The following is a 21,389-nucleotide window of genomic DNA, read 5'->3' as shown; positions in this document are numbered from 1 at the left end:
CCGAATGTCGCTCATCATTTCCCAGCTCCAGGACCACATCGGCACCATAGTTCTGGACGACCCCCATCGGCGCAATGTACTGAGCAAAGCACTGGTCGACGAGGTAATGCATGCCATGGAATGGTTCCAGAAGAGCAAGACGCGGGTTCTCGTCCTGAGGGCCCATTCGGGAGCAAAGGTCTGGTCGGCGGGGCACGACGTGCGGGAATTGCCGCTGCCTGGCCGAGACCCGCTTGCTTACAACGATCCCCTAATTACAGTTCTGCGAGGGGTGCAGAATACTCCCATGCCGGTAATTGCAATGATCGAGGGGAGCGTATGGGGAGGAGCGTGCGATCTTGCCCTCAGCTGCGATATTCTCATCGGGTGCCCCACCACAAGTTTCTGCATGACTCCGGCGAAGATCGGGGTTCCGTACAACGCTTCGGGAATCCTCCACTTCATGAATATCATGGGGGCCAATATCGTGAAGGAAATGTTCTTCACTGCCAAGCCCCTTTCGGCGGAGCGTGCCGAGCGGGTGGGAATTCTGAACCATCTTGTCCCGGTAGATGGGCTTGAGGAGTTCACTTATGAAATGGCGCGTAACATTTCACGGCACAGTCCTCTGAGCATTTCGGTCATCAAGGAGCAGATCAGGCTCCTGTCGAGCGCCTATCCGCTCAATCCCCTTACCTTCGAGCGCATCCAGGGGCTCCGCCGCCTGGTCTACGACAGCACCGACTACACTGAAGGGATTCAGGCTTTCCTTGAGAAGCGGTCCCCCGTTTTCACCGGTGTTTAACTTCTATTGCCGGGAAATTTTCCATTCAGTCTGTCGAGGAATCCCAGCAGGCAGGCATTGAACGCATCCGGCTGCTCCAGGTTTGCAAGGTGCCCCGCCTCGGGAATGATGCAGCTGGTACAGTCCGGAATCTTTGAAGCCAGTTGACGTGAGTTCTCCGGAGGAATGGCCCGGTCCTGTTCAGCCCCGATAACCAGACAGGGAATGCGGAGCATTGGGACAAGGGGCGTATAGTCTTTCCGTTCACGCATGGCGAGGAGGCCACCCGTCAGTCCCGAAGTGCTGGTGGCGACCATCCAGGAGTATACTTCAGCGGTCAGCTCCGGGTGCCTATCCTCGGCCCCGGGTGCAAACAGTATCCCCGCAAAGGCGTTGGCCACAACCTGAGGGCCGAACTTGTCTGCTTCCTGGGCGAGAGCGAGCCTTCGTGCTTTTCCTGCGTCGTCGTCTGCGCCGCTTCTTGTGACTATGAAGCAGGCAGCGCTGCACCGTGAAGGATGACGTTCAAGCAGGTCGAGCAATACATACCCCCCCATCGACATGCCTCCGATCACTGCCCGTTCGATTTGCAGGTGGTCCAGGAGCCCGACCAGGTCATCGGCGAACTGAGAAATGCCGGTTTCCCCTCCGGAAGCTTCGCTGCCGCCGAAGCCGCGCAAGTCTGGGCAGATGACGCGGTAGCCCGCGGCTATGAGGGCTTTCATCTGTGGCTGCCACATCTGTCTGTTGAGAGGGAACCCGTGCACAAGAAGTACCGGTGTTCCGCTTCCCCCCATTTCAAATTCCATCGTTATGCCATTTACCGATGCACGCATCCTTCCCTCCTTCCTAACAGCAATTCTTTTGAATGGCGCCAGTTCTGCCGTGCTGAACTAGAAAAGGCAGGCCTTCGAGGTAATTAAGCCAATCTGCAATTTCCGACCAGTTTTGACATAGTGGGCGCGCCCGTAGGACCGATCGCTTCCTCAGGTATTTTCCGACTAAACCTTTTCTTATCCTATGCCGATACCCTTTGCAAGGAGGAAACCATGGGCATTCTTGTGTGTTATGACGATTTCACCTACGACGTCGTCGCTGATTTCACATTTGATACTGAAGATGGAAGGATCGCCGGGTATGACAATTCGTGCGATTGGGAGAAGGTGGTCATGGAAGAATTCATTCCTCTCCCCCCTCTGAATGTGCAGACCGTATTGAAGAAGTAAATATTATGAAGCAACACGCAGGAGGAGCATGATGCTTGTGATGGTCCGTTATATGGATGATGAGTATGGGATAGTCGAAGATTACTGTCTAGACTATCTGATTGCAACCGGTAAAATTGCCGAGTTTGCCCGCTCTGATGAGTGGGTGACCATAGGATGCGACCGTGTCAGGGGCAGTGGCGGTGTCTACGACGGCCCTGAACGGCGAAAACCCTTCAGTGTAGTTACCGGTGATTCAGGCGAAGCATAACACCCTTCCCTTTGCCCTCCGTCTGTTCCACTTCCTAGAGTGGCCGTCCTCGCTTCCCCGGCTACTACGCGTTAAGGCGAATGAACATTACGGTTCATTTGCCTTGGCGGCGAACTTCCCCGCCCTCCACATTGCATCAGGCACATTAATAAATCCCTAAGGTATTTGCCGGCGGTGCCGATACTGGAAATTCACCATCAATATCGGAGGTTCGATGCTGATTGTTGTCCAGTACCTTGATGAGATGTACGACGCTGTAATTCATGACGAGCTGGACGGCCTGATCGGAGCTGGGAAATTGTTAGGATTCTCTTCTCCCCATGGTTGGGTCAACATCACGCGTACACAAAGCAGGGAAGGCCTGAAAAGCTCTGCCGGGAAAAGCACGTTCGGTGCCTGCGAGGTGACCGCTACCCCCTCTGGCGGATCAGAAGCGCCTCCGAGATACTGATGCGCTCCCGTTCAGGGAAGGTGGCGGGACGCTCTGCCGTGAAGAGAGCGTTCACCGAGACAAGCATTGCATTGAGGGGCGTGATATCGAGGATCAGATGGCCGGGAATGGATTCGAGCGTCTTGAAGTTGAGTGGGCAGTGGTCAAGCCTAGAGGCTGCATCCTCTCTTATGAGGAGGGGCAGTCCATGTGTGCGGCAGATCACCGGGCGACTCTCGTACAAGGCACACCTGCCATTGATGAGAAGAGGGCAATCTCCATCGGGAGTTGCCTGTCTGGCACGTTCTGTGATCTGTTCTGCGAGCTCAGGTGGTGCTTTGGCCAATGCCGAAATGAGAGCCGCCGCCTCCACGGGGAAGAGGGTAAGGTGGCGGCAGCACCCGTCGCAGCCGGGGCGGCAGGCTATGTGCTCAGCAAGGTCTTCCGTGACGCGGTTGCAGAAGTCATCGATTTTAGCAATGAGGACGCGGTAGTTTTCGAGATGCTTCACTTACATATCCTCCGGGGCCTGTTTCCGGAAAAAGCTGAAGCCCCGGTTTCCATGGAACCGGGGCTTCATATGCTGGAGCCGATAAGCGGACTCGAACCGCTGATCTGCTGATTACTAATCGTATTGCGGAAATGCCACAAGTATCCGGTGTTATTGGGGCATCTTTTATTAAAGGCTATGTCAGTCAGTCGGACAGTCTAAGTTATCATAGCTGACCTTTCCCTTTCCGATAGTTGCAAGAGTATCCCGTCTACTGATTTAGTGCAATGGTTACCGAAAGTCAGAGAGGCTGACTACTTTAACGGCCATCGTATTCACCCGAGAACATGTCTTCCATCAAAATATCCGCCGCCGCTGGTGGAAGATCCAGTTCAAAGAGAAAGTGCTTTGTTGGGGAACAGGTGCAACGTTCACTTAAAAGCTGTCGCCATCACAAGTCATACCTTGCACTGAATCTTGGTGTCGCTGATCCGCAAATATGTTCTTTTTGATCTCCGGGCATGTGCGAATTGCTGAAAGAGTGCGGTTCGTTTCGGTCAAGGATGGCAAGGTCTTGTTCATCAAGTACGAGCAGCTTGCCAAGGCTTCAGAGGACTGGAAAAAGAAGGCTTGGGCGAAGCTCGAAAAGAAGCTTGAAGAGACCCGGGCTCAGTCCGCTGAGACGTTCGAGCGGGAGCCGGGAGCAGAAGGTTTGCCCGTGGTAATAAACGTGCCGCCACTGGCTCCCGCTATACGCCTGACGATCTGGTACAACCGCTTATCAAGCACTCCCTTTATTACCTGATTGTCGACATCCCTTTCTGCCTTGATTAAACTGCACTAGACTGGCTAATCATGTGGATTTTTACTGCCCCTACCTTTTTTTGAAAAATCTGCCTTATTCTTGATGCCGTACTGGCGTTTTTTCCATTTCCACAACAATTGGACTTGCAATGAAGATCGAAGAATAAGTCGCCACTACAACGCCAACCACCAAGGCAAAGGCAAAATTGTTAATCACCTCTCCTCCGAACAGGTACAAAGAAAACGCAGCCAGAAAGGTGGTCACAGAGGTTATTACGGTTCTTGAGAGGACTTCATTGATGCTCTTATTGAACAAATCCGGAAGCGACCCGGCAAAGCTCTTGTTCATGTTTTCCCTGATCCTGTCGAAAACCACGACTGTATCTGTAAGGGAATAGCCGGCAATGGTCAGGACGGCAGTGACGAACAGGAGGTCGATCTCCTTGTTCATTAAATAGAAGACGGCAATCATGGCCAGGACATCATGAAGAGTAGCGATAGTGGCTCCGATACCGAACTTGAAATCGAAACGCCATGCGATGTAAATAATGATGCCCAACATGGATATCGCCACGGCTACAAGCGTATCTTTCTTCAACTTGTCCCCAATTGAGGGGCCAACTTCGGTAGAACTCTCGACGACGAAACTATTGTCGGGGAAATTGGTTGCAAATATTCGTTTGATTGTATCGGCGACGTTTCCTGAAGATTGATTGGCCTTTCCCACTTTTATCAGAAGTTTGTTCCCTTCCTTTATTTCTTGCAAATGGGCCTCTTTGAGATTGTGTTGAGCCAGAATATCGCGGGCCTTTTCCGTTGAGACGGGATTCGAAAAACTTAGCTGTACCGCGGTTCCACCGGAAAAGTCTATACCCATATTTGCAGCATTCCTGGCAATCTGAATAATGCCAATTATCCCAACTATTGCGATTATTCCTGAGATGACAAAGGAGATCTTTCGTTTGCCGATGAAGTCGATATTGGTTTTTTTGATGAGTTGCATTATTACCTCCTATATGCTGAGCTTCTTGACATCATGACTACGAAGGTAGCTGTCAAAGATGACTCTCGTCGCCACCAGCGATATAAAAAGGTTGATTATGATCCCGAGGCTTAAGGAAACTGCGAAGCCCTTGACAGGACCGGTACCAAACTGAAAAAGCACCGCAGCAGTGATGAGGGTCGTTACATGTGAGTCCATAACTGTCAGGAAAGCCTTGTCATACCCGGCATCAAGGCTCATTTGTGGTGTTCGCCCCATCCTGGTTTCCTCTCTGATCCTCTCAAAGATCAGAACGTTGGAATCTACCGACATCCCGACCAGCAGAACAATCGCTGCAATACCGGGAAGAGTCAGGGTTGCTCCAAGGGCAGCAAGCATCCCCATCAGGTACAGGATGTTCAACACCATGCCTATATTGGCAACTACTCCAGCCCATTTATAATAGACCACCATGAATACCACTACCAAAACCACCCCAACAGCACCGGCAATCAGTCCCTTGTGAATCGAATCCTGACCTATGGAAGGCCCAACAGTTACGTTCTGAACGATCTTGACCGGAGCGGGAAGAGAGCCGGCACGCAATACAATGGCCAGATCCCCTGCCTCTTTTTCAGTAAAAGCTCCGGAGATTTGCGCACTTCCTCCTGAAATCCTCTCCCTGATAACAGGGGCTGAATAAATGGTATTATCGAGCACGATCGCGAACCGCTTTCCTACATTGGCGGCGGTCACCTGATCAAAAAGTCTCGCGCCTGTGGAATTGAACTCAATGGCAACATATGGTTGGTTAAATTGAGAATCGAAATTCACCTGAGCATCGGTCAGCAGGTCTCCGGTAATCATTGCTCTTTTTTTTACAACAAGAGGGACCTCCGACACCGCACCGGTTCGAGGATCGACTTTTTTCTCAAATAGTATCTCGTCCTCTTCAGGAGCTGTCCCTGGTGTGGCGCTCGGATCAATGCTCTCGTTTACCAGCTTGAATTCAAGACGAGCTGTCTTACCGATCAGTTCAATGGCACGTTTAGGGTCTTTAACACCGGGGAGTTGAACCACAATATGATTGCTCCCTTCACGTTGGATGATCGGCTCCGTAACTCCGAACTGGTCAATCCGGTTACGAATGGTTTCCAGCGCCTGTGCTACCGCCTTGTCTTTACGTTCGAATAGCACCTTTTTGTCCATACTCAGTTGCAGATTTACGAAACCCTCTGAATCGGTATGTTCAACAACGTCCATCTCCGGATATTTCTTCTTGATTTGTTGCTTGACGGTGTTGGCAGTCTGCTGATCGTACAGCCTTACTTGCACAAACCCTTCACCGACCCTGCCAACGCTCAGAAAGCGAAGTCTTTGAGCGTCGAGCGAGTCCCCGAGATCAGTGGCTATAAGATCCAGAGCGCCTTCGATAGCTTTTTCCGTATCCACCTCCATTACGAGGTGGGTGCCACCCTGGAGATCGAGACCAAGGTTGATTTTTTCTTTGGGGAGGATGCCCTTCCACCATTGAGGCAATGTTGGAATAAGCGTAGGCGTTAGATAAAGAAACGATAGGAGCGCGAAAAGCAATATTAGACTTGCGCGCCATGCAAGAGTCTTATTCATGGTTAAGCTCCTTCAAATTGTGCTGAGGGATCTTCAACTGGAGCGGTTGCCCTCTCAATGCCAGTGGAATGAGAGACGCGCAGCATGGACTGAATTGTGAGACGAGCAAAACCAGACTTACCCTTGTGCCGCGAGCATGTTTAAGCACGGGCGTATCAAGGGAAAGCTCATGCCTGATTCACGAACTTGAGCCTCACTCCCGACAGAAGATCCAATGGATGGGGAACTTTAACGCCTTTGAAAACAGTGACGCCAAAGATACCTGAAAGTAATGTAATTATGAGAAGGTTAAAGCAGGTGGAGCCCTGGGGGTGATGGCAGAGTCTAGGACAGATACTGCCGTGCGGGATTCCAAATTAATCGAAATAATTTGAAAGGTTGTTCTTTTTAGGATGTCATCAAAATTAATAATGTCTGCTACAAAACCGGTTTTCGCAAAACTGGAGTGTGAGGCATAGTCATGACATTTTACGCTTACCGAGGCACATTGTTTTGCCTTTTGAAAAGACGAGACACCTGGGAGGATGATCCCGTGACAGGCAAAAAGAACCGTTACCGTCAGGACGAGAGGAATAAGGTGTTGGCGGTTATGCAATCGCTTCATCATGAACATTACCCAGCGCGTTATAGAAAGTCGATCACATGTTGCAAGATTAAATCATAAGAGGCGGGTTCATTTATCGATGTTTATCCGGTGCTCGGGCAGGCGGCGCACTATCTCCACTGAGCAGGGCGCATTGAGAGCGACGGCAAAAGAAACTGATCCGAGCATGAATCTTCTGATAGCACCGTAACCGTTCGCACCAAGCACGATTAGTTCTGCACCCCATAACTCTGCTTCGTCCAGGATGACATCTTTTGGCCGTCCTTCCAGAAGCATGGTCTTAACTCTCAATTCAGGCGCACGTTGTTCAAGTTCAGTGGCGGCGATATCCAAGAATTTCATGTCTTCCAAGTCCGGATGTTCGAAAATGTCTTTGCTGTCAATCGGAAGAGGTGAAGATTTGTGTAATGTCATAATCTCTAGAGGTGAACGCACGGTTAAAAGGAGAACTTCTGTCCCCTCGGGCCATGGCCGTCGGCAAACCTCATCAACTGCGGCATCGCTAGATGGAGATCCATCAATTGCCAAAAGAATTCTCATTCCGATATCCTTTCCTTTCTTAAAGTATTTTACGTTCCAAATGGCTTCACGGCCAGAAGCTCGCCGGAAAGCTCACGTCTGACCCGTTCCCGTTCACGGTCAATCTGTTCAACGGTGGCACCAAGCTTACGCAGCATATGTTCGGTCATATTTAGTGCAACTTCCCCTTCACCTGAAAAGATTGCGTCGGCTCCGGCCCGACGCAATATCGAGATGTCTCGGAGATATGCCGCTCGGGCAATGATACGAAGCCTTGGATTGAGGCTGCGCGCCATCCGGATGACTTCCTCACTCCCCTGCATCCCTGCGGACGTAAGTACAAGTGCAACAGCAGTCTCTACGCCGGCAGCCTTTAGGGTTTCGTGAAGCGAGGCATCCCCATAAATGGACGCAATTCCTTCAGCCTGGAGGTTGCGGACAGTTTGGAGATTCATCTCTATCACAATCGGCTCGATTTCATTTTCGCCAAGCAGGCGCGCCAGCGTTTTCCCCGTGGGTCCGTACCCTACTATTACCGCCCGGTCACGGGAAATAGACGCATAGCCGGGCATATTTTCGTCTCCTTTGGATAGACGCGGCTTTGACCGTTTTTCTAGCATCTGCCATAGACGGGTGTGCCTAAGCCGATTCTCAATCGGACCGATAACGCGATACAAAAGAGGATTAAGACTTATCGATATGATCGAGGCAGCGACTAGTGCGTTGGCACCGCTTTCGCTTAGAACACCAAGGTCTCTGCCCGCGGTGGCTATGATGAATGAGAACTCTCCGATCTGTGCCAGAGCCACAGCAACGGAGAGGGCAACTCGCGGCGCATACCCAAGGGCAAGTACGATTACCAGCGCCGCCAGTGGTTTGCCCAGCAATATGATAACAAGTGTAGCGAGCACAAGCCCTGGCGCCTCCAACAAGTGCGCAGGATTAAAGAGCATTCCTACAGAGACAAAGAAGAGAACAGCAAAGGCATCCCGCATCGGCAGCGCCTCGGAGGCCGCACGGAAGCTGAAGTCAGATTGCCTTACTACCATCCCCGCCAGAAATGCCCCCAATGCCATGGAAACACCAAATATTTTGGCAGAACTCACCGCAATTCCCAAGGCAAGAACAAGGACGGTAAGGGTGAAGAGCTCACGAGAATGAGTGGCTGCAACGTGCTCAAGGAGCCAGGGGATGAGGCGACCACCGAAGAAGAAGGTCAATGCGACAAGGATGGCTATCTTTGTAAATGAGAGGCCCATGGCCGAGGGGAGACTTGTAGTCTCTGCCATCTCTGGTCCAAATAATATGGGAAGAAGCACTAGCAGGAAAACGGTGAAAATATCTTCGACAACAAGCCAACCCACGGCTATGTGTCCGGTGGGCGTATGTAGTTCATTGTTGTCTACCAGCACTCTTAGGAGCACTACAGTGCTGGCCACCGAAACGGCAAAACCAAAGACTATTCCTGCTGCCCAACTCCATCCCAGCCAACGTGCCACCAAGCAGCTCAACAAGGTAGCTACGGCGCTCTGACACACGGCTCCGGGGATAGCTACGCGCCGCACTTCCAAAAGTTCCTTGATATGAAACTGAAGACCAACGCCGAACATGAGGAGGATTACGCCGATTTCTGCAAACTGCTCTGCAAGCGCCCGGTCGGCGACAAAGCCGGGAGTGTGCGTTCCAATGGCAATACCTGCCAAAAGATAACCCACAATTGGTGACATGCCGAGGCGATGGGTCAAATAGCCAAAAATCAGCGCCGCCGTAAAGCCACAAGTTATCGTCATTATGAGACCAAGATCGTGCATATTACCTCGTTGTATTAAATATCTTCAATCACCTGCGAAAATTGAAGGAAAGGATATTCTGCTATTGCAGAAGATTGAAGGGTGCCACGGTTCAGGCAGTTTGCCCCTTTAAAATACTTCGGGAGTGCCGTATATATGGCCTGTTTCCTTCGTATCGGCATCATGACATACCTCTCATTTCCTGCAACCATCTTATAAAATAGCAGCGGGAACCTGCGTCTTGTATACCGACGAACAGGACAGAAAAAGCAGCTCTGCGCCACAAGTTTTGTAGAAAAACAATCCATGCTCAAGTCGTGGATATTTTTCTTTAACCAACAGAAAACCTGATATGACAATGCAGCAGTTCTCTCACAACGATGAAAAAAAGCCTGTAAATCAAATTCTAAGCAAATGGGGATGTTAAACGGGTGGAGCCCTGGGGGGGATGGCTGAATTTAAGGTAGAGATTGCTGTGAGGGATTCGTGGTAGAAAGAGGTAATTTGAAAGACGAATCTATTCGTGAAAACAAAAAAACAGCAGATTGAATCAACTAAATGACCAACCTTTGCAACACCTGCTTGAGAGACATTCAACGTGGTGTTGACACCTATATACGTGCCGATTTTGCCATTGTTAAGGTTCGAAACTCTAGAAACATTAATTCCATTAAAGACGAACAGCAACAGTATCGTCAGGATAAATGGAAAACAAATTTTAGAGCCGTTTAGTTTTCTCAACAAAATCATGTCGTCAACTTACCTAAACAGGTTGCGATTTGCAAGAAAAAGGACTTTCTGCCTGCAAACTAGCGGCTGTATAAAGAATATTAGATTAAAATCACCAGCGGCTTCCGGTTGGCAGAGGACTTCTTTTCTAATAGATTACCCCGCAGGCATTCCGGGAGATCTTGTCTCCTATCCTGTATCCGAAGAGCCGGAGTTTTAAGCTTCTCCATTGATGTCACCAAACCGGTCATTGTCGCACAGATTTCCCCTGACCGTTACAACGTGATTGATGGCAACCATCGCAAATAAACTGCGACACCCTGATAGTACAAACGATGAACTTTCCATGCCCAAAAAGATGAAAAGGGTTAGGCAAATCTGCCTAACCCTTTGATTTTGGAGCCGATGGGCGGACTCGAACCGCCGACTTGCTGATTACGAATCAGCTACTCTACCAACTGAGTTACACCGGCAAAATAAATTCTTCGGTAAAAAAGTTTCTCTTACTCAGATCTTACACAAGAAAATACGGGGCTCCAGACCTCTGTCTTAAGTCCCTGTATATGCAAGGTTTGTTTTGGTGACCAGCCACGGCCTGCTGATTACGAATCATGCTCTACCAACTGAGCTATGTCAGCGCACTGCCTGCGAATAGAGACGGCGAAGCAACTGCCTTGAAGCCATTCTTATTTATCGTAATAAAATCCATGTGTCAATCCTCTTATGGAAAAGGGTCGCTGGCGTTCCATTGATATTTCCTTCTAAATACCTGAAAGATTAGAAACAGCTTCAAGTTGTGCGTCGCTGAACCGATCAGCATATACGTGAATGATTCACAACGCCCTGCAAAAAAGTTGATGCATATCTCCGGGAGCGATTCCAGGTTCCGGCTTGTCGCGCATAAGGCGCTTCATTTGGTGCCGATGTGTGAATCAGGTATTCCAGCAGCAGGAAAAGGAGAGAGCGTGAATGAGTAGAGTGAAGGTGCTGATCGTAGATGATTCCCTGACGGTCCGCCAGGCACTGAGCGAAATTCTTGCATCGGATCCCGAAATCCAAGTGGTGGCCACAGCCGGGGATGCCATGACTGCGGCGGACCGCATCAAGGAGCAGACTCCTGATGTCATCACCCTGGACATCGAAATGCCCCATATGGATGGACTCACCTTTCTCCATATGATCATGACCCTGAAGCCGATTCCCGTCGTCATCTGTTCAAGCCAGGTTTCCCGGGCGACCAACAGCGTGCTTGCTCTGGAATACGGCGCTGTAGATATAATCGCAAAGCCCCAGGTCAGTGTCCGAACCTTTTTCGAAGAAAGCAGGATTATGATCTGCGACACGGTGAAAGCGGCGGCACGGGCAAAGCTGAGGGTGATCGGCTGCACTCCGCCGCACCGCCAGGTGGATGTAGAGCGTCCATCGCCTCCGATCGTAAGGGCAAGGCCGGAGTTACCTGTTTGCAGCACTCCGGGGGAGAAGGTAATAGTCGTCGGTGCGTCCACCGGAGGGACCGATGCGCTTAAAGTATTCCTTCGGCAGATGCCGCCCGATGCACCGGGAATTCTAGTGGTGCAGCACATGCCGGAAAACTTCACCCGCGGATTCGCAGAACGGCTCGACGGACTATGTGCCGTGCACGTCAAGGAGGCAGAAAATAGCGACAGGGTAGAGCCAGGGCTCGCCCTTATTGCTCCGGGGAACCAGCACATGCTGCTCAAGCGCGGCGTGGGGGGATATTTTGCGGAAGTGAGGACGGGACCTCTCGTTTCGCGCCACCGTCCGTCGGTGGACGTGCTCTTCAAATCGGCTGCCCGTTACGCCGGAGCCAATGCAATCGGAGTCATAATGACCGGAATGGGTGACGACGGCGCGGTGGGAATGCGGGAGATGAAGGAGGCGGGAGCATTCAACGTAGCTCAGGACGAAGCTACATGTGCGGTGTTCGGGATGCCGAACGAAGCTATCAAGCATGGCGGGGTCGATGTGGTGCTTCCACTTGACGATATCGCGCGAAAGGTTCTTGATAAGGTCTAGGAAAGCCATCTCGCCACCATCCCCGAAAGCAGCAGCGTGCGGCGTAGCGCCTTAGGTCTCCATGTGGCTTTATCCCGGTGGGACGGTCTTCTGCTTTTGAACAACCTGAGTTTTCCGCAATTGGCCCAGGGCTAACCGGAAAGTTGTAAAGAAAAGCGGTGACGAACTTGAAATCGTCACCGCTTTTTTTGTTTTCGGGATGCGCGTAGAAATATTAACCGGCAGCCGCCGCTTCCTTCCCCATAGCATCGTCCATTACTTTGTAAGCGCAGAATTCGCCGCACATGGTACAGGCGCCGTGATCGGCGACACCCGATTCGGAACGGAGCCTCCGTGCCTTCTCCGGGTCCAGGGCCAGGGAGAACTGCCCCTCCCAGTCAAGCTTCTTCCGGCAGCGGGCCATCTGGATGTCGCGAGCCATGGCTCCCGGGATCCCTTTTGAAATGTCCGCAGCATGAGCGGCAATCCGGGAGGCGATGACACCTTCCCTGACGTCCTCGACGGTTGGAAGGCGCAGATGCTCGCTGGGCGTGACGTAACAGAGGAAGTCGGCACCAGCCGCGGCGGCGATGGCGCCTCCGATGGCGCAGGTAATATGGTCGTAGCCGGGGGCGATGTCGGTGACGAGCGGCCCCAGCACATAGAAAGGGGCTCCGTGGCAGAGACGCTTCTGGAGCAGGATGTTTGCCTCGATCTGATTGAGGGGCATGTGTCCGGGCCCTTCGATCATCACCTGCACTCCTGCTTCGCGTGCTCTCTGCGTCAATTCTCCAAGAATGATCAGCTCGTGGATCTGTGCGCGGTCGGTTGCGTCGGCCAGGCAGCCGGGGCGGAAACCGTCACCCAGTGACAGCACCATGTCATATTCCCGCGTTATCTCCAGAAGCTTGTCGAAGTGCTCATAAAGCGGGTTCTCCTTGTTGTTGTAACTCATCCATTCAATGGTGAAAGCGCCGCCGCGCGAAACGACGTCCATCACCCGTCCTTCGTTCCTCATGCGCTCTACGGTGCTTCGCGTCACACCGCAGTGGACGGTGATGAAATCGACCCCGTCCTCCGCATGCTTGACGATCCCTGCGAACATGTCGTCCACTGTCATGTCCACGATAGCCTTTTTCCTGGTCCGCACCGCATCGAGGGCGGCCTGGTAGAGAGGAACGGAGCCGATGCAGGCGTTGGTCTCGGCGATGATGGCCCGACGGATCTCATCCACAGGGCCACCCGTGGAAAGGTCCATGATCGCGTCGGCACCGCACGCCACCGCCACCCGGGCCTTCTCAAGCTCCTTGCTGATGTCGAGGTCGTCGGCCGAGGTTCCGATGTTGGCGTTGACCTTGGTCCGCAGCCCCTTGCCCACCGCTAGAGGGCGTCCGTTCTTGTGGGTTACGTTGCAGCAGATGATGCGGGTGCCGTCTAGGATGCCGTCCCGGATCATTTCCGGAGTTACCGCTTCGTTTCTGGCGGCTTCCTTCATCTCTTCGGTTATGATGCCCTTGCGGGCCTGGTCGAGCTGGGTCATGGTTGCTCCTCAAGCTTCTTTTCGTGTTCAAGCTGTTCTTGTGCCGCCAGGTAATGATTGACCGGTCCGTGACCCCTGCCTAGCGGATGGGCCAGCCGGATGGCTGTGGTAATGAATTCCTTTGCGCGTCCTACCGCGGCGGGAAGCGGTTCTCCCCGGGCAAGGAATGCGGCGATGGCCGATGCCAGTGTACAGCCGGTACCGTGGGTGTTTTTGGTCATGATGCGCCGGGTAGGGAAGCGCATGAAGCCGGTGCCGTCGAAAAGCAGGTCCACCGCGGCACCCTCCGTAAGGTGCCCTCCCTTGAGGAGCACGTTCCGGACCCCTTGGGCATGTAGGGCGCGTGCCGCTTCCTCCATTCCTGCTTCGTCATGGATAGTAACCCCCGTCAGCTGCTCTGCTTCCGGTATGTTCGGGGTGAGGAGATAGGTCAGGGGGAAGAGATGCTCCCGGATCGCAGTTACCGCAGGCCGGTCGACGAGCCGCGCACCCCCCTTCGCCAGCATTACCGGATCGATGACCAGGATGCGTTTGCCGAAGCGCTCAAGCACTTCGGCGACCGTCGCAGCTATGTCTGCCGAATGGAGCATTCCCGTCTTTACGACGTCAACCGGGATGTCGCTTAGAACCGCTGTTATCTGCTCTTCCACGAACGAAGGAGGAACAGGGCAGATGCCGGTAACTCCCCGCGTGTTTTGTGCAGTGAGAGCGGTAATGGCCGACGCTCCGTACGCGCCGAGAAGAGTCACCGTTTTCAGGTCCGCCTGGATTCCCGCGCCTCCACCGGAATCGCTGCCGGCGACGGTGAGGACTGTTCCGCGGGGCGGGGGGAGTCGCCGGTTGAAAAGAAGTGCCAGTTCAGCTGCCGCCACGGCCGGATTCGGGTCGCCCAGCACCGAAGATATGACAGCCACCGCATCGGCGCCCCCGTCCATAACGGAAAGAGCGTTGTCCCGCTTGATGCCGCCTATGGCTACCACCGGTATGCCGACTGAGCCCTTCACTTCACGGAGGGCCGCAGGCCCCGGTAGATGGGTGACTGTCTTGCTTCCCGTCGGATACATCGCTCCGAAGCCGATATAATCTGCGCCGTCCGCCTCCGCCTGCCGGGCTTCCCGCACGGTATGCGTCGAAACGCCTACGATCTTCTTGGGCCCGAGGATCTGCCGTGCGGCGAAGGGGGAGGTATCCTCCTGTCCCAGGTGCACACCGTCCGCGTCGAGCTCCAGGGCGAGGTGCGGGTCGTCATTCACGATGAACGGTATGCCGGCATCGACGCAGAGTGCTCGCAGCTCCCTTCCCAGCGCCACTTTCTCCTCGGGGCTATTCTTCTTGCAGCGGTACTGGAGTACAGCCACGCCTCCCGAAAGCGCAGAGCGCACCCTCTCCACAAGCCGCTCCCCTTCGTCCGTCACTAGATAAAGACCTTCGATTCGGGGCGTGCTCTCGTCATGGTCGATGACGAGACGAAGGAAGTCCTTGGACTGCTTGTTCATGACCATTCCTGTCGCTGAAAAACAAAAAGCCGCGACATGGAGCCGCGGCTTCGCAATCGTTGATGATTGGAAGAGGCGCCGCTTCCCTACGCCGGCATTAACCGGATCAGGTTCAAAGGGTTTGAGCACCCGGCTCATCTCAGTTCGAATGAACTCCCCCAGCTGGCGAAACGTGATAAAGCTAAAGCAAAAGCCGCAACGAGTCAAGGGTTATTGCTGCGGCTTATCCATGCTTTTTCTCGGGGGAGCAGGCCACTGTTCAAGGGGAGAAGCGTACTCTCCTTACCCGGCGTCAGCCTTTGAAGTCGAGTATGCAGCGGATCACATACTCCTGCTCCTGCTCGCTCATGCCGGTATAAAAGGGAAGGCGGAGGAGGCGGTCGCTTATATCCTCTGTTACCGGGCAATCGCCTGCTGCGCTGCCCGATCTGCGGCCCATTTCCGAGATGTGAAGGGGGAGGTAATGGAACACGGCGAGGATGCCCCGTGCCTTCAGATGCGCCATGAGAGCCTGCCGGACGGCCAGAGACGGCATGAGGAGATAGAACATGTGATACGGCTGGTCGCAGTGCGTCGGGACGACGGGGAGGCGAATTCCGAGGGCGCAAGCCCAGTCTTCGAGGCAGGTCGAGTAGCGCTCCCAGATCTTTCGGCGCATCCCCTGAATCCGCTCCCGGACCTCCAGTTGCGCATACAGGAATGCAGCGAGAATGTCCGAGGGGAGATAGCTGGATCCGATATCGACCCAGGTGTACTTGTCTACGAGTCCGCGAAAGAACCTGCTCCTGTCGGTACCCTTCTCCCGGATTATCTCGGCTCGCTCGATGAACCGTTCATCGTTGATGATGAGGGCGCCCCCTTCTCCGCAGTGGAAGTTCTTGGTTTCATGGAAGCTTTGGGTAGCAAGGCAGCCGAAGGTCCCAAGGGGCTTACCACGGTAGCGGCCAAAAAGACCATGCGCATTGTCTTCAACTACAGCAATGCCTTTACTTTCGGCGATGGCGAGGATTGAATCCATTTCGCAGCCGACTCCGGCGTAATGAACCGGCACGATGGCCCGTGTCCGTCCGGTGATCAGCGTTTCCAGCCTGGCTTCGTCCATGTTGAGTGTGTCGGGGCGGATGTCGCAGAATACCGGGCGTGCCCCTCGCAGGACGAAGGCGTTGACGGTGGACACGAAGGTGAAGGATGGCACGATCACTTCGTCCCCCGGCTGGATGTCGAGGAGCAGTGCCGCCATTTCCAGCGCATGCGTGCAGGATGTGGTTAGAAGTACCCGTGGGGCGGAGAGTTCCTCGGCAAGAAGTGAGTGACACTTTTTCGTGTACCCGCCGTCCCCGGAAACGTGGCCGTCGGAAATGGCGGCGGCTATGTATCCGAGTTCGCTGCCGACCATGTACGGTTTGTTGAATGGGATATTCATGATGATCCGTTCCTGTTTTTGTGCTACCAGAAGCGCTCGGTCTGGATGTACTCGGAGATATAGAAAATGATGCCGCTGGCTGCATGAAGGAGCAGAAGCGCCTGACATACCAGTAGACGCCAGCGCCTTTCCTGTTCACGGGCACTTCCTCCGTAGTGCCGAAGCAGAAAGAGAGCCGAGCAGATGAACAGCACGAACAGGGTTATTTGACCGCTCCAGACAAAGTTACCTTGATACATCCTGGGGCCCGATTCCGCAAGCAGATATGTGAATCCGCCGCCGAAAGCGAAAGCGAGCCACGCCAGGAGCAGCCGTCTGTCGCTGACTGCTTCTTTGAGATGAAGAAGCAGCACCGCCAGGGGGAACAGCAGGGAGAGGATGAACTTAGGCAGGAGCCATGAGGAGTAGACGGACATGACTGCAAACGGGGCGAGAACAATGGTGCTCTTTCCTTCATACACGCCCGAAATCTGATCCTGGCTATACGTAAACCAGTACTGGGCAATCAGCAGGACTGCCGCAGGGAGTAGAATCCCGAACCAGATGAGTCGCGAATCGAAGGTTCGGTTATTGAGCCGGCTGAGCCCCATCATCAGGACCGCAGCAGGCAATATGCAGATAGTGAAGCTCGGTTTGGAGAGGACGCAGGCAACCGTGATGCCGGCACAGAGGAGAATTGATGAAAGCCTAGCCCTTTCGACCCCATCAAAAGCGCGAGTCATGAACATGAATGATAGGAGCGCGAGTGGTTTGAGCAGGAGGATTGTCGGGTTGTGAAAGACGTTGGTCGCGATGTAGCCTAAATACAGATGTCCATCGAGAAGGGCCAGCAGCGTTACGGGTGCCGAGAGGAGAAGAGTGGCACTGATCACCCCCGCCATGACGGGAGCGGCTCCCTCATGTCGCAGAGAGATGAAGATGATCGCTGCAGTTGCGGAGGTGGAGGCCAGCACCACAAAGAAGGCGGTCCAGTCGAGCGGTGCGGGAAAAACCAGATGTACGGCCAGTGCCAGTGCCTGGAAAAGGAAGTGTGGCGTGATCACTTCCCGCTTCGTCAGCATCACGGCCGCAAGCTCGGTGTGTACGATGTAGTCGTAGGCGTGCCCCACCATTCGCGACAGGACCGGAGCAAACAAAATTGCGGCGGCAGTTGCAACCAGCAGGGCGCCTGTCGTCAGTTCCCTTCGAGAGATTGCAGTGTTCACTGGTCACCCATGCTTGCCCGGAACTTGGTTGCTTTGCAGTCGAGACTGAGGGAGAGAACGCCCAGCGGGCCGTTCACGAGGATAATTGTTGCTATGACGGGACTGGCGGCGGCGAGACTGTAGCGGAGGGAGAAACGTAGCGACTCTCTGAGTGTTCGTTGGCAGCGCTCCTGTATCATAATAGCCACCTGTGGTACCACAACTGGAGCAACGACGTCGTGAAGCCGCATTTCTGATAAAGACGTTGTGCATTGCAGTTTCGTCCCTGGGTCACTACCGTTACCCGCTCCATCCCTTGTGCGGCAAACCACTGAAGCGCTCCCCGTACGAGAGCCGGGCCGTAGCCCTTTCCCTGGAAAGCGGCACCCACTCCCAGAAGCCCGATCTGTCCGGTCTTTCCCTCTCTAAGGTGGCATGTAATGTAACCGGCGGGGGTGCCTTCCTCCCCGGCTGTAAGCACCGCGTCGGCATAGCCGCGGCAGCTGTTTTCAATCCAGGTGCCGTAGAGGTCGTCGCATCGCTCGGTGGGGAAGCGCTTGTCATAGTAGAAGCGGGTGTCACGGTGATTGATGCGTGCAATCGCTGCCAGCGGTTTAATGTCTGCTTCCACCGCGGAACGGACTGCCACCTTCTCCTGCAGTTTCTGCGGGAGATGCGACAGGTGCTGTTCCAGGGTGACACGGATGTCGGTCTGATGGAATTCCTGTTTCTCTGCTGCCAGGACCGTCTCGTCATCGTCGGCGTCTGCAAGGAAATACAGGCACTCTATCCCGTCCTTTCTGCATTCAGCGAGTGCCTCATCTGCCAGTTTTTCGGTGAGACGCCCGCCTTCGAGCCGCGCGATCCGACGACCGAAGAAGCCGGAGTCCCAGGGCAGAAACTCGATGTGGTGCTTGCTCTCCATCAGACTTTTTCCTCCGGGGAGGTTGTCGATCGTACTGCATAGGTCGGCCGCTCCATCATGCGGAAGTGCATGCGGGCCAGGTATTCCCCGATGACTCCCAGGGCTAGAAGCTGTGCACCGGAAAAGATTGCGATGATCGACGCGAGGAACGGAAATCCCGGGACACTACCTCCCTGAATTACATAGCGGCCTATGACGTACACGAGGATCAATAGACCGAAACACGCGCAGGCGAAACCGAGGAAGCTCGCAACCTGCAGAGGCAGAACGCTGAAGCCTGTCATCATGTTGAAAGCGTGGGTCAGGAGCTTCATGAAGGTGTAGTTGGACACCCCGGCCCGACGTGGCTCGTGACGCACCGGCAGTGCCGTGAAACGGGTTGTTCCCCAGGTGAGCAGGACATCGATTGAGGCAAATGGGCTGCGGTAGTCGGCGAAGGCATTTCTGAGATCCGTCCTGAAGACTCTGAAGGCGCTGATCTTTCGCGCAGTTTCCGCGCCCATGGAGTTCTGCAGGGCGAGTTTCGTCATCCGTGACGCCAGGTCGCGCCAGAGGCCGTGTTCTTCCTTGATGGGAGTTCCATAGACAACGTCATACCCTTCGGAGAGCTTGGTCAGGAGTTTCGGAATTTCTTCCGGAGGGTGTTGCAGATCGTCGTCCATGGTGACGATGAGGCTGAAACGTGCCGCGCGGATTCCGCACAGGAGAGCGTTGTGCTGCCCGTAATTCCTCATCATCTCGATGCCGCGAACATCAGGGTGCCGCGCGGCGAGGTCACCTATCACGCTCCAGCTGCCGTCGCGACTTCCATCGTTTACGAGTATCACTTCCGATGCAGCGGCCAATTCATGCAGCACGGGCAGGAGCTGCTCAATGAGGGCAGGGAGAATCTCGGCACTGTTATAAACGGGAATGACAACGGAAATTGTCGGGCGATCCATGATTTGTCCTCAGAGGTCGTAAGTGAACTGCCATCCCCAGCGGTCCTTTATGTGCTGGGAGATGCGCCCCTTGCTGACAGCGTACCTGTCGATGATTGCCTTGTTCTCAGGGACCTGTCGGGCGAAGGCGAGGGCCGTGTCGTCTGCATGGATCAATGCCCATTCCGGTGCGTCCAGCAACTGCAGGAGCAGAGGATAAGCACTGCCGTCGATGGGCTGCGTGCCCGGCAGCAGCATCAGGTTGATGTTGTAGTCATCCAGGACCTTCTGCCAACCGACTCCGAAGAGGACACGATCGTGAAGGGTTACGAACTCCTCGGCCAATGCACGCCCGTCCACAAAGACAGGATAGCCGGAATGGCACATGAGATAGCCGCCCCAGGCGATGTAGTTGAAGATTCTTCCTGCAGGCTTCGCCTCTTCGAGAAATTTCACCGCCTGGGCCGGAAAGGATCGCTCTGCTCGAAACTTGAAGACATTCCGGTAGTCGGCGGTCGCGGCCCAGATTGCTGCTACGGCTAGCGGGATCAGTGCAAGCCTCCTCTGCGGCTGCCAGTCCGGGAGGTAGGGGATGAGGAGTGGTGCTGCGAGGACGAAGAATGGAATGTACCTCACACCGCTCATTGAGATCCCCAGCAGAGCGATGATGACGAGGAGGTGCGGAAGTGCCATGCGCCTGACGTTGAGAATCACGGTGCCGAGAGCTAGAAGCAGGAGAGCCCAGAACCAGTAATCGAACAGATGGCTGCGCCAGGCAAGGGCAAGGGGGGAGACGTATTCCGTGACCTGGCTCTTGTAGGCTGTGGAGAGGTTGAAGAATTCAGTGAAGGCTCTGAGGCCGTTGGGGTTGAGAAGGGGAGCGATGAGCGCCGCGAGTAGCGGCACCAAGGGGAATTTCTCGAAGGAGGAGGCCTTTCCCAGGGCGGTGTCTCCCAGCATTCCGGCGGCGTACAGAACCAGAACCACCTGTCCCAGGATGAACGAGCCGTGGCAGTTGCTCCAGAGCAGCATGACGGCAGGGAGAAGGATCGCAACCTTCAATCGGTGTTCCGTGCCGGTGCGCAGCCGCTCCAGCAGCCAGAGCATCAGAGGCATGAAGACGAAGGCGAAAATCTGGGGCCGCTCGTTGGGATAATTGCGAAGCACGTTGCCGGCCAGGAAGAGAATGATCAGCGGCCAGATTCCCCTCTTCAATCGGCATCCCCACCAGAAGAGAAATGCGAGGATGCCGGTGTAGATGGCGGCGCGAAAAGCCACCATGCCCGCTTCACCACCCATGTTCCAGATCCCGGCGAGGGCCAGCTGGCCGAGCCAGTACTGTTTTAGCAGGAATGGAATGCGGTTGGAGTCGGGGCGGAACGGATTGACGTCCTTAACCGTGTAGGAGAACGGGTCGGCGGAGGGAAGAGCCTTGTTCTCCCATATCCACTGCCCCGTCTTTACATGCCAGAAGAAGTCTCCGTCTCCAATGGGAAAGGTGAACAGGACCGCAAAGACTCCCAGCAGCAGGAATGCTGCAAACCATCGTCCCTGAATATTTTCGATGGTCGCCATCGGTCCTTCCCCCTTCCGCGGCCATGTCCGCAGGAATTTTCTTGTAAACCAGAAACTTTTAACGTGCAAGTAAAAGTTGGCTCGGTGATTCCTC

General features: G+C 54.2%; 19 protein-coding genes, 1 tRNA gene and 1 riboswitch. Of the genes, 5 read left to right on the top strand and 15 right to left on the bottom strand.

Going from position 1 to position 21,389, the window contains the following annotated elements; genetic code table 11:
- Window positions 1-4 precede the first annotated feature (4 nt).
- Window positions 5-784 (top strand): methylmalonyl-CoA decarboxylase, encoded by a 780-nt coding sequence (gene scpB, locus CFB04_RS10420; protein ID WP_088535211.1) that lies wholly within the window; start codon window positions 5-7, stop codon window positions 782-784.
- Here the strand turns inward: scpB and CFB04_RS10415 are convergent.
- Complete coding sequence (locus tag CFB04_RS10415) at window positions 781-1,599, bottom strand: alpha/beta fold hydrolase (RefSeq protein ID WP_088535210.1); 819 nt, start codon at window positions 1,597-1,599, stop codon at window positions 781-783. The two genes, scpB and CFB04_RS10415, sit on opposite strands and share 4 nt — an antisense overlap.
- 213 nt (window positions 1,600-1,812) lie before the next feature.
- Between CFB04_RS10415 and CFB04_RS17915 the strand changes: the two genes are divergently transcribed.
- The gene (locus CFB04_RS17915; protein ID WP_157698776.1) at window positions 1,813-1,989 is read left to right on the top strand and encodes a hypothetical protein; all 177 of its coding nucleotides are present in this window, start codon (window positions 1,813-1,815) and stop codon (window positions 1,987-1,989) included.
- Between the two features lie 40 nt (window positions 1,990-2,029).
- Window positions 2,030-2,239 (top strand): GSU3473 family protein, encoded by a 210-nt coding sequence (locus CFB04_RS10410; protein WP_231934478.1) that lies wholly within the window; start codon window positions 2,030-2,032, stop codon window positions 2,237-2,239.
- Between the two features lie 410 nt (window positions 2,240-2,649).
- Here the strand turns inward: CFB04_RS10410 and CFB04_RS10405 are convergent, their stop codons facing one another.
- On the bottom strand, window positions 2,650-3,180 hold the full coding sequence (locus tag CFB04_RS10405; RefSeq protein WP_088535209.1) for a YkgJ family cysteine cluster protein: 531 nt from the start codon (window positions 3,178-3,180) through the stop codon (window positions 2,650-2,652).
- A 478-nt stretch (window positions 3,181-3,658) separates the two neighbouring features.
- Between CFB04_RS10405 and CFB04_RS10400 the strand changes: the two genes are divergently transcribed.
- Window positions 3,659-3,964 (top strand): hypothetical protein, encoded by a 306-nt coding sequence (locus CFB04_RS10400; protein WP_088535208.1) that lies wholly within the window; start codon window positions 3,659-3,661, stop codon window positions 3,962-3,964.
- Window positions 3,965-4,057: 93 nt separating this feature from the next.
- Here CFB04_RS10400 and secF read toward each other — a convergent pair whose 3' ends face one another.
- The 5 genes from secF to CFB04_RS10375 form a co-directional block, all read right to left on the bottom strand.
- A complete protein-coding gene (gene secF / locus CFB04_RS10395; RefSeq protein WP_088535207.1) occupies window positions 4,058-4,966 on the bottom strand; it encodes a protein translocase subunit SecF in 909 nt (302 codons plus the stop codon).
- Between the two features lie 9 nt (window positions 4,967-4,975).
- Window positions 4,976-6,574, bottom strand: a complete 1,599-nt coding sequence (gene secD / locus CFB04_RS10390) for a protein translocase subunit SecD (protein ID WP_088535206.1) — start codon at window positions 6,572-6,574, stop codon at window positions 4,976-4,978.
- A 673-nt stretch (window positions 6,575-7,247) separates the two neighbouring features.
- Window positions 7,248-7,718, bottom strand: a complete 471-nt coding sequence (locus CFB04_RS10385; RefSeq protein ID WP_088535205.1) for a universal stress protein — start codon at window positions 7,716-7,718, stop codon at window positions 7,248-7,250.
- Window positions 7,719-7,747: 29 nt separating this feature from the next.
- The gene (locus CFB04_RS10380) at window positions 7,748-9,508 is read right to left on the bottom strand and encodes a cation:proton antiporter (protein WP_088535204.1); all 1,761 of its coding nucleotides are present in this window, start codon (window positions 9,506-9,508) and stop codon (window positions 7,748-7,750) included.
- Window positions 9,509-10,613: 1,105 nt separating this feature from the next.
- Window positions 10,614-10,689: transfer RNA gene (locus CFB04_RS10375), tRNA-Thr, on the bottom strand.
- A gap of 496 nt (window positions 10,690-11,185) precedes the next feature.
- On the opposite strand from CFB04_RS10375, the gene CFB04_RS10370 reads away from it, so the two are divergent.
- The gene (locus CFB04_RS10370) at window positions 11,186-12,253 is read left to right on the top strand and encodes a chemotaxis response regulator protein-glutamate methylesterase (protein ID WP_088535203.1); all 1,068 of its coding nucleotides are present in this window, start codon (window positions 11,186-11,188) and stop codon (window positions 12,251-12,253) included.
- Window positions 12,254-12,467: 214 nt separating this feature from the next.
- Here the strand turns inward: CFB04_RS10370 and thiC are convergent, their stop codons facing one another.
- The 8 genes from thiC to CFB04_RS10330 all read right to left on the bottom strand — a co-directional run bounded on the left by thiC (window position 12,468) and on the right by CFB04_RS10330 (window position 21,295).
- Window positions 12,468-13,772: a phosphomethylpyrimidine synthase ThiC gene (thiC, locus tag CFB04_RS10365; RefSeq protein WP_088535202.1), complete on the bottom strand. Its 1,305-nt coding sequence runs from the start codon at window positions 13,770-13,772 to the stop codon at window positions 12,468-12,470.
- On the bottom strand, window positions 13,769-15,268 hold the full coding sequence (thiD, locus tag CFB04_RS10360; protein WP_088535201.1) for a bifunctional hydroxymethylpyrimidine kinase/phosphomethylpyrimidine kinase: 1,500 nt from the start codon (window positions 15,266-15,268) through the stop codon (window positions 13,769-13,771). The genes thiC and thiD overlap by 4 nt, the downstream gene beginning before the upstream one ends.
- A gap of 66 nt (window positions 15,269-15,334) precedes the next feature.
- Window positions 15,335-15,438: riboswitch (TPP riboswitch) on the bottom strand.
- 122 nt (window positions 15,439-15,560) lie between these two features.
- Window positions 15,561-16,691, bottom strand: a complete 1,131-nt coding sequence (rffA, locus tag CFB04_RS10355; protein ID WP_088535200.1) for a dTDP-4-amino-4,6-dideoxygalactose transaminase — start codon at window positions 16,689-16,691, stop codon at window positions 15,561-15,563.
- A 23-nt stretch (window positions 16,692-16,714) separates the two neighbouring features.
- Window positions 16,715-17,896 carry a hypothetical protein gene (locus CFB04_RS10350; RefSeq protein WP_088535199.1) on the bottom strand — a complete coding sequence of 394 codons (1,182 nt, stop codon included), beginning with the start codon at window positions 17,894-17,896 and terminating at the stop codon, window positions 16,715-16,717.
- On the bottom strand, window positions 17,893-18,075 hold the full coding sequence (locus CFB04_RS10345) for a hypothetical protein (RefSeq protein WP_088535198.1): 183 nt from the start codon (window positions 18,073-18,075) through the stop codon (window positions 17,893-17,895). The genes CFB04_RS10350 and CFB04_RS10345 overlap by 4 nt, the downstream gene beginning before the upstream one ends.
- Window positions 18,072-18,800 (bottom strand): GNAT family N-acetyltransferase, encoded by a 729-nt coding sequence (locus CFB04_RS10340; RefSeq protein WP_088535197.1) that lies wholly within the window; start codon window positions 18,798-18,800, stop codon window positions 18,072-18,074. The genes CFB04_RS10345 and CFB04_RS10340 overlap by 4 nt, the downstream gene beginning before the upstream one ends.
- Entirely contained in the window at window positions 18,800-19,741 is a 942-nt protein-coding gene (locus CFB04_RS10335) for a glycosyltransferase family 2 protein (RefSeq protein ID WP_088535196.1), read from the bottom strand. Before CFB04_RS10335 ends, CFB04_RS10340 begins: the two co-directional genes overlap by 1 nt.
- Window positions 19,742-19,750: 9 nt before the next feature.
- Window positions 19,751-21,295 carry a hypothetical protein gene (locus CFB04_RS10330; RefSeq protein ID WP_088535195.1) on the bottom strand — a complete coding sequence of 515 codons (1,545 nt, stop codon included), beginning with the start codon at window positions 21,293-21,295 and terminating at the stop codon, window positions 19,751-19,753.
- Window positions 21,296-21,389: the final 94 nt, after the last annotated feature.

The organism is Geobacter sp. DSM 9736 (assembly GCF_900187405.1).
Lineage (GTDB): Bacteria > Desulfobacterota > Desulfuromonadia > Geobacterales > Geobacteraceae > DSM-9736.
This window is presented reverse-complemented; position numbering and strand designations above follow the sequence as displayed.

Coding starts and splice junctions, on each gene's coding strand:
- CFB04_RS10330 (WP_088535195.1), bottom strand. CDS start 21,295: ATGGCGACCATCGAAAATATTCAGGGACGATGGTTTGCAGCATTCCTG.
- secD (WP_088535206.1), bottom strand. CDS start 6,574: ATGAATAAGACTCTTGCATGGCGCGCAAGTCTAATATTGCTTTTCGCG.
- CFB04_RS10335 (WP_088535196.1), bottom strand. CDS start 19,741: ATGGATCGCCCGACAATTTCCGTTGTCATTCCCGTTTATAACAGTGCC.
- thiD (WP_088535201.1), bottom strand. CDS start 15,268: ATGAACAAGCAGTCCAAGGACTTCCTTCGTCTCGTCATCGACCATGAC.
- CFB04_RS10400 (WP_088535208.1), top strand. CDS start 3,659: ATGTTCTTTTTGATCTCCGGGCATGTGCGAATTGCTGAAAGAGTGCGG.
- CFB04_RS10340 (WP_088535197.1), bottom strand. CDS start 18,800: ATGGAGAGCAAGCACCACATCGAGTTTCTGCCCTGGGACTCCGGCTTC.
- CFB04_RS10410 (WP_231934478.1), top strand. CDS start 2,030: ATGGTCCGTTATATGGATGATGAGTATGGGATAGTCGAAGATTACTGT.
- secF (WP_088535207.1), bottom strand. CDS start 4,966: ATGCAACTCATCAAAAAAACCAATATCGACTTCATCGGCAAACGAAAG.
- CFB04_RS17915 (WP_157698776.1), top strand. CDS start 1,813: ATGGGCATTCTTGTGTGTTATGACGATTTCACCTACGACGTCGTCGCT.
- CFB04_RS10345 (WP_088535198.1), bottom strand. CDS start 18,075: ATGATACAGGAGCGCTGCCAACGAACACTCAGAGAGTCGCTACGTTTC.
- thiC (WP_088535202.1), bottom strand. CDS start 13,772: ATGACCCAGCTCGACCAGGCCCGCAAGGGCATCATAACCGAAGAGATG.
- CFB04_RS10385 (WP_088535205.1), bottom strand. CDS start 7,718: ATGAGAATTCTTTTGGCAATTGATGGATCTCCATCTAGCGATGCCGCA.
- scpB (WP_088535211.1), top strand. CDS start 5: ATGTCGCTCATCATTTCCCAGCTCCAGGACCACATCGGCACCATAGTT.
- CFB04_RS10415 (WP_088535210.1), bottom strand. CDS start 1,599: ATGCGTGCATCGGTAAATGGCATAACGATGGAATTTGAAATGGGGGGA.
- CFB04_RS10370 (WP_088535203.1), top strand. CDS start 11,186: ATGAGTAGAGTGAAGGTGCTGATCGTAGATGATTCCCTGACGGTCCGC.
- CFB04_RS10380 (WP_088535204.1), bottom strand. CDS start 9,508: ATGCACGATCTTGGTCTCATAATGACGATAACTTGTGGCTTTACGGCG.
- rffA (WP_088535200.1), bottom strand. CDS start 16,691: ATGAATATCCCATTCAACAAACCGTACATGGTCGGCAGCGAACTCGGA.